11 protein-coding genes and 1 pseudogene are annotated in these 8,471 nt (G+C 64.2%); 5 read left to right on the top strand and 7 right to left on the bottom strand.

The features are described from left to right. Positions 1–11: 11 nt before the first annotated feature. Positions 12–1,391, top strand: a complete 1,380-nt coding sequence (gene trxB / locus C7K55_RS12860; RefSeq protein ID WP_106633128.1) for a thioredoxin-disulfide reductase — start codon at positions 12–14, stop codon at positions 1,389–1,391. Between the two features lie 9 nt (positions 1,392–1,400). Here trxB and infA read toward each other — a convergent pair whose 3' ends face one another. Further along, on the bottom strand, positions 1,401–1,667 hold the full coding sequence (gene infA, locus C7K55_RS12865) for a translation initiation factor IF-1 (RefSeq protein ID WP_094560946.1): 267 nt from the start codon (positions 1,665–1,667) through the stop codon (positions 1,401–1,403). A 197-nt stretch (positions 1,668–1,864) separates the two neighbouring features. Between infA and C7K55_RS12870 the strand changes: the two genes are divergently transcribed. Beyond that, positions 1,865–2,563 carry a pseudouridine synthase gene (locus C7K55_RS12870; protein WP_106633129.1) on the top strand — a complete coding sequence of 233 codons (699 nt, stop codon included), beginning with the start codon at positions 1,865–1,867 and terminating at the stop codon, positions 2,561–2,563. A gap of 6 nt (positions 2,564–2,569) precedes the next feature. Here C7K55_RS12870 and C7K55_RS12875 read toward each other — a convergent pair whose 3' ends face one another. The 4 genes from C7K55_RS12875 to C7K55_RS12890 form a co-directional block, all read right to left on the bottom strand. Then, positions 2,570–2,785, bottom strand: coding sequence for a hypothetical protein (locus tag C7K55_RS12875; protein ID WP_106633130.1), 216 nt, complete (start codon positions 2,783–2,785; stop codon positions 2,570–2,572). Between the two features lie 66 nt (positions 2,786–2,851). Next, on the bottom strand, positions 2,852–3,814 hold the full coding sequence (locus C7K55_RS12880; RefSeq protein WP_106633131.1) for an NAD(P)H-binding protein: 963 nt from the start codon (positions 3,812–3,814) through the stop codon (positions 2,852–2,854). An 81-nt stretch (positions 3,815–3,895) separates the two neighbouring features. After that, positions 3,896–3,997, bottom strand: a complete 102-nt coding sequence (gene petM, locus C7K55_RS12885) for a cytochrome b6-f complex subunit PetM (protein WP_106633132.1) — start codon at positions 3,995–3,997, stop codon at positions 3,896–3,898. A gap of 23 nt (positions 3,998–4,020) precedes the next feature. Continuing rightward, positions 4,021–5,073 (bottom strand): class I SAM-dependent methyltransferase, encoded by a 1,053-nt coding sequence (locus C7K55_RS12890; protein ID WP_241518375.1) that lies wholly within the window; start codon positions 5,071–5,073, stop codon positions 4,021–4,023. A gap of 112 nt (positions 5,074–5,185) precedes the next feature. Here C7K55_RS12890 and C7K55_RS12895 point away from each other — a divergent pair, with 112 nt between their 5' ends. Together C7K55_RS12895 and ilvN are read left to right on the top strand one after the other, a co-directional pair. Further along, positions 5,186–6,160, top strand: a complete 975-nt coding sequence (locus C7K55_RS12895; RefSeq protein WP_106633136.1) for an alpha/beta fold hydrolase — start codon at positions 5,186–5,188, stop codon at positions 6,158–6,160. Between the two features lie 36 nt (positions 6,161–6,196). Beyond that, the gene (gene ilvN / locus C7K55_RS12900) at positions 6,197–6,727 is read left to right on the top strand and encodes an acetolactate synthase small subunit (protein WP_106633134.1); all 531 of its coding nucleotides are present in this window, start codon (positions 6,197–6,199) and stop codon (positions 6,725–6,727) included. Here the strand turns inward: ilvN and C7K55_RS12905 are convergent. Both C7K55_RS12905 and C7K55_RS12910 read right to left on the bottom strand, forming a co-directional pair. Beyond that, a complete protein-coding gene (locus tag C7K55_RS12905; protein ID WP_241518374.1) occupies positions 6,724–7,467 on the bottom strand; it encodes a peptidylprolyl isomerase in 744 nt (247 codons plus the stop codon). The two genes, ilvN and C7K55_RS12905, sit on opposite strands and share 4 nt — an antisense overlap. Before the next feature lie 14 nt (positions 7,468–7,481). Continuing rightward, positions 7,482–8,033 (bottom strand): photosystem I assembly protein Ycf4, encoded by a 552-nt coding sequence (locus tag C7K55_RS12910; RefSeq protein WP_106633138.1) that lies wholly within the window; start codon positions 8,031–8,033, stop codon positions 7,482–7,484. 229 nt (positions 8,034–8,262) lie between these two features. Between C7K55_RS12910 and C7K55_RS12915 the strand changes: the two are divergent. After that, positions 8,263–8,471: pseudogene (locus C7K55_RS12915) on the top strand (photosystem II D2 protein (photosystem q(a) protein)); the annotation flags it as partial.

Genomic DNA, 8,471 nt, shown 5'->3' on the forward strand with positions numbered 1-8,471 from the left:
CCGCTTAAGCAATGACGGTTTCGGGGCTTTCAGTCGAAAACCTGGTGATCGTGGGTTCAGGGCCCGCTGGCTACACCGCCGCCATTTACGCCGCCCGGGCCAATCTCAGCCCCGTGCTGATCACGGGCTTCCAGGACGGTGGCATCCCTGGCGGTCAGCTGATGACCACCACCCACGTTGAGAACTTCCCCGGCTTTCCCGACGGGATCATGGGGCCGGAGCTGATGGACAAAATGAAGGCCCAGGCAGTCCGCTGGGGGACCCGTCTGATCGAGGCCGATGCCACCGCGATCGACCTCTCCAAGCGGCCCTACCGCATCACTGCCGAAGGCCAAACCATTGAAACCCAGGCCGTGATCCTGGCCACCGGCGCCAGTGCCAACCGGCTAGGCCTGCCAAGCGAGGAGCGCTTCTGGAGCCAGGGGATCAGCGCCTGTGCGATCTGTGACGGCGCCACGCCCCAGTTCCGTCAAGCCGAACTGGCCGTGGTGGGTGGGGGCGATTCCGCCTGTGAGGAGGCTGTTTATCTGACCAAATACGGCAGCCAGGTGCACCTGATCGTGCGCGGCGACAAGCTGCGGGCCAGTGGCGCCATGGCCGATCGGGTGCTCGCCAACCCCGCCATCACCGTGCATTGGAACCGCCAAGTGGCCGATGCCAGTGGTGGCGACTGGCTAGAAGCGATCACCCTCAGGGATCCCAGCAGCGGCGCCAGCGAGGAGCTGCCGGTTAAGGGCCTCTTCTACGCCATTGGCCACACCCCAAACACCCGCCTAGTGCGGGGCCAACTGGAGGTTGATAGCCACGGTTACCTGGCCACCCAGGCTGGCCGCCCCGAAACCAGCGCTGCCGGGGTCTACGCCGCTGGCGACGTGGCCGATGCGGAATGGCGTCAGGGCATCACCGCCGCTGGTAGTGGTTGCCAGGCTGCCCTGGCCGCTGAGCGCTGGCTCACCCATCACGACCTGGCCGTCACGGTGAGCCACGAACCAATAGAACCGGCCACCGTCGGCGAACCGGTGCGCACTGCCACCAGCGACGCCGACAACTATGACGCTGACGCCCTTTGGCAGAAGGGAGGATTTGCCCTGCGTAAGCTCTATCACGACAGCAGCAAGCCCCTGCTGGTCGTCTACACCTCACCGACCTGCGGTCCCTGCCACGTGCTTAAGCCCCAGCTCAAGCGCGTGCTCGATGAGCTGGGCGGAGCTGCCCAAGGCGTGGAGATCGACATCGAGGCCGAGCAAGAAATTGCCAGCCAAGCCGGTGTTACCGGTACCCCGACGGTGCAGCTGTTCCACAACAAGGAGCTCAAGCAGTCCTTTAAGGGCGTCAAGCAGCGCAGCGAATTCAAAGCCGCAATTGAAGCCCTGCTAGCCGTTGCGGTCTGAAAGGTGCGCTCAACGCCTCCTGGGCCCGCCTGGGCGGTTGCCGCCGGGACGGGGGCCTGCAGCCGCATTGCGCTCCCGGTAGGTGATGCGGCCGCGGGTGAGGTCGTAGGGGCTGATCTCAACCAGCACCTTGTCACCCGCCAGCAGCTTGATCCTGAATTTGGTCAGCTTGCCTGCCGCCCGGCAGAGACATTGGTGACCAGCCGGCTGCTCCAGGGTCACCAGGTAAAACCCGTTTCCCTGTTCTTTTTCAATCACACCGGAGGTCTCGATCATGCGGGGGCGCTGTCTGGAGGTTCAATCGTTCCTAATAGCTTAATTGCCGCCCGACAGGCGATAGGGTCTGGCTCACTTGTGCCGTTTTGGCTCCACCATGGTTTTGCCGCCGCTTTCGTTGGATCTGGGGCTGCTGCTGATCTCCATTGGTGTGGTGAACCTCTGGAAAGCCCGTCAAGCCAGCTGAACCCAGGCCGCTGACCACCCTTCTTTTCCATAAGCCCTACGGGGTTTTAAGCCAGTTCACGCCAGAGGCCGGCTGTGACTGGGGTTGTTTGGCGGAGTTCATCCCGATTCCGCAGGTTTATGCCGCCGGCAGGCTCGATGCCGATAGCGAGGGATTGCTGCTGCTGACCAGCAATGGCCACCTGCAGCAGCGCCTCACCGACCCCCGCTTTGGCCACTGGCGCCGCTACTGGGTGCAGGTTGAAGGAGAGGCAGCTGCCCACCCTGAGGCTTTGGAGCAGCTGCGCAGCGGCCTTTTGATTCAGGGGCAACGCACCCTGCCGGCTCGAGCCCAGGCGATCAGCGATCCAGGGCTGCCAGAACGCACCCCACCGATCCGTCAGCGGGCCGCCATTCCCACCAGCTGGCTGCAACTGGAGCTGCAAGAAGGCCGCAACCGTCAGGTGCGTCGCATGACGGCCGCCGTAAATCTGCCCACCCTGAGGTTGCTGCGGGTCGCCATCGACCTGATGGACGGCGCCGCCCCGCTCGAGCTCAAGGGCCTGGCACCGGGGCAATGGCGAGAGGTGGACGAAGCCGAAAGTCAGCGCCTGGAGCGGCTGCTTAAGCCGTCGCGGGCCATGGGAAAAATCTCGCCTGGTCGGGTCTCACCTGGTCGGGGTGGCCTCGCCGGGGGAGGGAAATCAGGGCGGGGCGCTGGGGGCGGATAGGGCGGCTTAGCCGAGCACGTCCTTGAGCTCGCGCACGCTCTGCAACTGGCCGTAGTAGTAGTTGGCACGGGCCCGCCGGTCAGAATCATCGAGGCCATCGAAAGCATCGAAGCCCAGGGTTTGCCATAGCTCGTGGCCACAGGCCCGATTGAGCTCTTCGGTGGCCTCCGCCTCAAGGTTGGCCAAGCGGCGCTGCAAATTTTTGATCTGGGCAACCGACATTCACTCTCCCAAGCAACCAAATAATAGTACAGGCGAACTGCCGGCCGCGGTCGTAGGCGCCAAGGCCTAGAAGGGCAGCTTCTTCTTGGCTTCCTTATCGAGGTCAGTCTCCATCTCACGCAAGCGGCGCAGGATCGTGTCGTAGTACTCCTTGAGGTAGCCCTCCAAGCCGGTGGTTTCAGCCGAATCGAGCCCGAAGGCCGCGTAGCTGGCCTCCATTGGTGCATCTAGAGCTGTGCCCCCACCGGTGACTGCCTCAAAAGTCAGCCGCTCGGCCACATTGAGGCTGGCCTCAAAGAAGCCGGTCACAGACCGCATCAACCCCAGCAAGGCAGGCGGCACTCGGAAAGTGCGGGCCTCCTTACCCGTGAACCGCTCACACAACTGGGTGATTTCGCTAGTGGTCCAGGCCCGGGGACCCACCACCGGAAACGCTTGGCGCACGGTTTCCTCACGCTCCAGAGCCGCTACAGCAAAGCGGGCCATGTCCTGGGTGTTCATGTAAGCGATTGGGGTGGGCGAGCCACTCACCCAAACCGTCTGACTTTCCAGCACGGGAATCGCAAACTGACTGATCACTCCCTGCATGAAGGCAACGCCGCGCAGGATTGTGTAATCAAAATCCGAGGCCATCAGCCAGTCTTCGGCGCAGGCCTTGATGTCCATCAAGGGCACTTCGCGGTGCTTATGCGCATCTAGCAAGGACACAAACACCAGACGCTTCACCGAGGCGGCCTGGCAGGCGGCAAATAAATTCTGGTTGCCTTTCCAGTCGATGTCGTAGGCGCTGGCGGAGTCCGTGGCGCGGGCAGTAGCCGCATCAATAACTGCGTCCTGACCTTCCAGGGCATAGGCGAGGCTTTCAGGCTCGAGCAGGTCGCCGCGGGTGAGCTCGCAACCCCATTCCTGCAGGAAAGCGGCTTTACGGGGGGAGCGCACCATGCAGCGCACCTGATGGCCTGCATCGAGGGCACGGCGGGCAATTTGCCGACCCAGGGTGCCCGTTCCGCCAACCACCAAAACCTGCATTAGCAACCTTCAAGCCGGCCCGAGCCTAGGTGTCCGACGGGTCGAGCCGGGAGCAGGGCGGAACTAACTGGCCTTTGGGGCTCAGTCGTTGTCGGCCAGCTTCAACAGCAGGGCTCCGCCGGCAAGACCAACGGGGATGAGTATCCAAAACAAAGCTGCGGTACCGAAAATTTCAGCAGCCATGGCGAAGTGAGAGGAAGTCCATCCTATTTAGCAGTGCCAGTGGCCATTCCAACCAACTGAGCGGCGGTCTGCAGGATCTCGCCCCAGGTTGCATCGCTGCGCAGCTGACCCGGCATCACCCCACTGACCTGGGCCGACCAGCCCCCCTCCCGCAGGGCCGCCACCAGGCTGAGCAGCGGTGGCGCACCCCCTTTAAGGCGGCGCGCGATCTCGGCCATCGGCCAGCAGCGGGCCGGAAGTCCCCTATCAGCAAGCAGACGGGCAAGCAGGCGAGCCCCCTCCGTACTGAGGTTTGCCCCTTGATCAACCTCAGCGAACGCCTGCATTTCAGCCAGCAGCCCAGGCTCCTGCAACGGGCCGATCCACAGAGGACCGCTGATCGCCAGGGGCGCAATCTCGCCGGCAGGGCAATGGCAGGGCAGCCACTGACGTAAGCGAATCAACGGCTGCACCTGCTGATCGCCGCAGCCATGGCAGTGGGCCAGCATGCCGAGGTGATGCTCCTCCCCTGGCTCGCAGCGGCGGCGCAGGCGCACCGCGCTGCGAAAGGTGCGCCCTTCACTGAAGCTAAATAGGGGCTCGATGCCCCGGCCCAAGGCCCAGGCCGCTCGAGCCACGCTGCCAAGGTGCAGGCGCAGGGCCAGCTCCCAGCTGGCGGGATGGGCCCGGGCCGCCGCCCCCAGCAGCCGGATCGCAGCCGGGCGGTCGTGGCCGGTGGGAGAGCGGCCATCGGTGCTGGCTAGGTAAAGCACACCGCCGAAGGACACCGCCTCCAGAGCTAGGGGCAGCAGGGCCGTGGGGCAGCCAAAGCCATCCAGGTCTAGGAGCTCGAAACGCTCCTGGCGCTGCAGGCAATCCGCCAGCAGGTGCTGGGCAGTAAGGGCGCTGCAACGCAAACCTGCCAGGGATGCCAGGTTTTGACGCAGCAAAGGCAGCCGATCCGGATCAGCGTCGTTAGCCCACACCGCCGCGGCTCCGGCCTCCAGGCCGTAGCGCAAGGCCCGGATGCCGCAGCCGGCCATGGCATCGAGCACCCGCAAGGGGCCGCGGGCCGCCAGCGTTTGGGCAAGCAGCACCCCCAAATCCCGAGAAGGACGCGACTCCGGCCTAAAAAAACCGGCCCCGGGCAACAGGCGAGCCCGTCCTTCGCAATAGTGAGCGTCGGTGTGCTGGCTCAGGAGATCAACCGTGGCTGCAACAGTCCAGCCTGCACCTCCACCCGCAGCGGACTGCAGCTCAGGGGCTGAGTGGGGCATACACGCCGATTGGCTCTGGCGAGGTGAGCGCTGCCACTGGCGGGTGCTGGGGGAAGAAAATGCCCCGGCCCTGGTGCTTGTGCATGGCTTCGCCGCCGGCAGCGGCCACTGGCGCCGCAATGCTGCGGTGCTTGCTGCAGCCGGCTGGCGGGTCTACGGCATTGATCTAATCGGCTTCGGCGCCTCAAGCCAACCGTCCCTGCGACTGGACAACCGCCTCTGGGCCAGGCAGCTGCAGGCCTTTCTCGAGCAGGTGGTGCAGGGGCCAGCCGTGCTGGTGGGCCATTCCCTCGGCGGCCTAGTGGCTCTCAGCTGCGCCGTGTTTTTTCCCCAGCTGGTGCGAGCAGTCGTGGCAGCCCCCCTACCCGACCCAACCTTGCTGCTGGCCGGCAGCAGCAGCCCACCCCGCCGGCGGCCCTGGCAACGCCGGCTGCAGCGCTGGCTCGTGACCCTGCTCTGCCAGCTGCTACCCCTGGAGCTACTGGTGCCCCTGATTGCCCACTCGCCCCTGCTGGATTTAGGCATTCAGTCGGCCTACAGCGAAGCGGTGATCGGCGACAGGGACCTGCACCGGCTGATTGCCCGGCCAGCCCGGCGGCCTGGAGCGGTGCGGGCCCTGCGGGCGATGAGCATCGCCATGGCCCTGCGTCCCCACGGGGCCACCGCCCCAGCCCTGCTGCGAAGGCTGGGGCGTCCCCTGCTGTTGATCTGGGGGCAGCGCGACCGACTGGTGCCCGTTCAGGTGGCCCAGCAGGTGCGGCGACTGCGGCCCGAGCTACCCCTAACGGTGCTGCCTGGCAGTGGCCACTGTCCCCATGACGAACATGCCGATGCCTTTAATGCCGCCTTACTTCAATGGCTTGACCAATTGCCAGCCGCCGAGACCCTTTCTGGGCCCGGGCGGTAACTTGGAATGCAGCCAGCGCCACGGGTCCCTCAGGAGATGAAACACACCCTTTCGGTGTTGGTGGAAGACGAATCCGGTGCCCTCAGCCGCATCTCCGGCCTATTCGCCCGCCGCGGCTTCAACATTGAAAGCCTGGCGGTGGGTCCCGCTGAAAAGGCTGGCATTTCCAGGCTCACCATGGTGGTCGCAGGCGACGATCACACCCTCGAGCAGATGACAAAGCAGCTCGACAAGCTGGTCAACGTGCTGGGGGTGATTGATCTATCCCACATACCTGCCGTGGAGCGGGAACTGATGCTGCTGAAGGTGTCGGCTCCTGCCGAAACCCGCAGCGCCATCCTGGACCTGGTGCAGGTGTTCCGCGCCAATGTGGTCGACGTGGCCGATGACGCCTTGACGCTTGAGGTGGTGGGCGATCCGGGCAAGCTCGTCGCCCTCGAACAAGTGATGGAGAGCTACGGCATCCTTGAAATAGCCCGCACCGGCAAGGTGGCATTGGAGCGGGCTTCGGGCGTCAACACGGCTTTCCTGAAGGTCACCGCATCCAGCAAGCGGGTACCCGCCTAGGGATTTCCCTTCACCAACTTCCCGCCCGACACCAGTGTGGCCTTGACGATCTTGTCGCCCTGGCGGATCTGGTCGACCACCTCCATGCCCTTACTCACCCTGCCGAAGACGGCATAGCGGCCATCCAGTTCAGGCAGGGCCTGCAGGGCTACGTAGAACTGGGCGCTGGCGGAGTTGGGATCGGCGGAACGGGCCATGGCAACAGCTCCGCGTTGATGGGCCAAAGCCAGTTGGCGGGTAGCTCCTGGGGCCGTCACAGGCTCGCCATAGCGCGGCTCTGCTTCGTCGCTGCGCTTGATCTCCAGGGGAATCAGACGGGATATTCCCGTGGCTGGATCCACAAAACTGCCCAGGCCGTGCTGGCTGGCTGGCACCTTTGGATCAGCGCTGGTGGGGTCGCCGCCCTGCACCACAAAAGGAACAGGCTCGCGCACAACTCGATGAAAAGCGGTGCCGTTGTAGACGCCACGCTGAACCAGATCAACGAAATTGCCCGCCGTCAGCGGCGCAGCAGCACCATCTAGCTGCAGCTGCACCTCACCCTTGCTGGTCTGCAGTGCGACTGTGGCCGTACCGCTGAGGCAGGGGGTGCTGGCAGTGCTGCAACCCACAGGGCTGCTGCCACCATCAGCCGCACAGGCGACCAGAGACAGGGGCGCTAGCAACAACAACCCGCCCAGGAGCAAGCGACTCCACCAGTTGCCAGTCATCAAATTGCCAGTCTTCAGATTGGTTTTCATCGGATTGGTAGTAATCAAACCCCCTCCAGGGGCACGCCCAAAAAGCGGGCAAGTTGGGCGCCAGACAACTCCAGATCGGCCAGGGGCATGGGCTCGCCAACCCTGGTCAAGGGCATATCCCGCCTGCCCTGCACCTTGAGGGCCAGGCGACGCCGGGGATTAAGGCCATCACGCACCTCTACCTTCACAGCCTGAATCTCCCGCAAGGGGATATCCACCGTGATCTCTTGGCGAAAGCCGCGGCGACTAATAGTTGCCACACCAGCATCCCGATCAAAGCGGTTGCTACCCGCGCCAACGTCGATGCCGATCACAACCCAGAGGTAGGCACACAGCGCCATGGCGGCCAGCCCGTATAGCCCCATGACCAACCCCTGGGGCAGCCAAACCAGCTCGGCGGGGTGCCCGATCGGCAGCAGGTCGGTACCGAGATAGCTGGAAACACTGGTGAGTAGGAAGCCGATCCCGCCAGTGGTCACCACCAAGGCAACCAACACATTGGAAAGGCGCCTTGAGCCCAGCACCGGCAGCTCAAGCAAGGGGGCAGGAGCCTGGGGGGAGGCCATGACCTGGAACAAGGAATGGCGCCATCCTGACCGGTCGTCGGGGGAGCTGGGCTGATCAAGACCAAGCGCTCAGAAGTGAAGCAAAAGACAGTCAGAAATCAGCTGCGAAAGCCCAGCGAGAGGAAGCCATGTCAGCCCGTTTCAACCGGTCTCGCGATCCGCTTCAGCGTTGTTACGATCGCCCGGTAATCCCACAGCCTCCGCGGGTTTCCCGCACCGTTTCATCATCATGACGATCGCTGTAGGGCGCGCGCCAGCAGCACGGGGATGGTTCGACGTCCTCGATGACTGGCTCAAGCGCGACCGCTTCGTATTTGTGGGGTGGTCTGGTCTGCTCCTGTTCCCCACGGCCTATCTGGCTCTGGGTGGCTGGCTCACCGGCACCACCTTTGTCACTTCCTGGTACACCCACGGAATTGCCAGCTCCTACCTGGAGGG

This window comes from Cyanobium usitatum str. Tous (assembly GCF_003011885.1).
GTDB classification, from domain to species: Bacteria; Cyanobacteriota; Cyanobacteriia; order PCC-6307; family Cyanobiaceae; genus Cyanobium_A; species Cyanobium_A usitatum.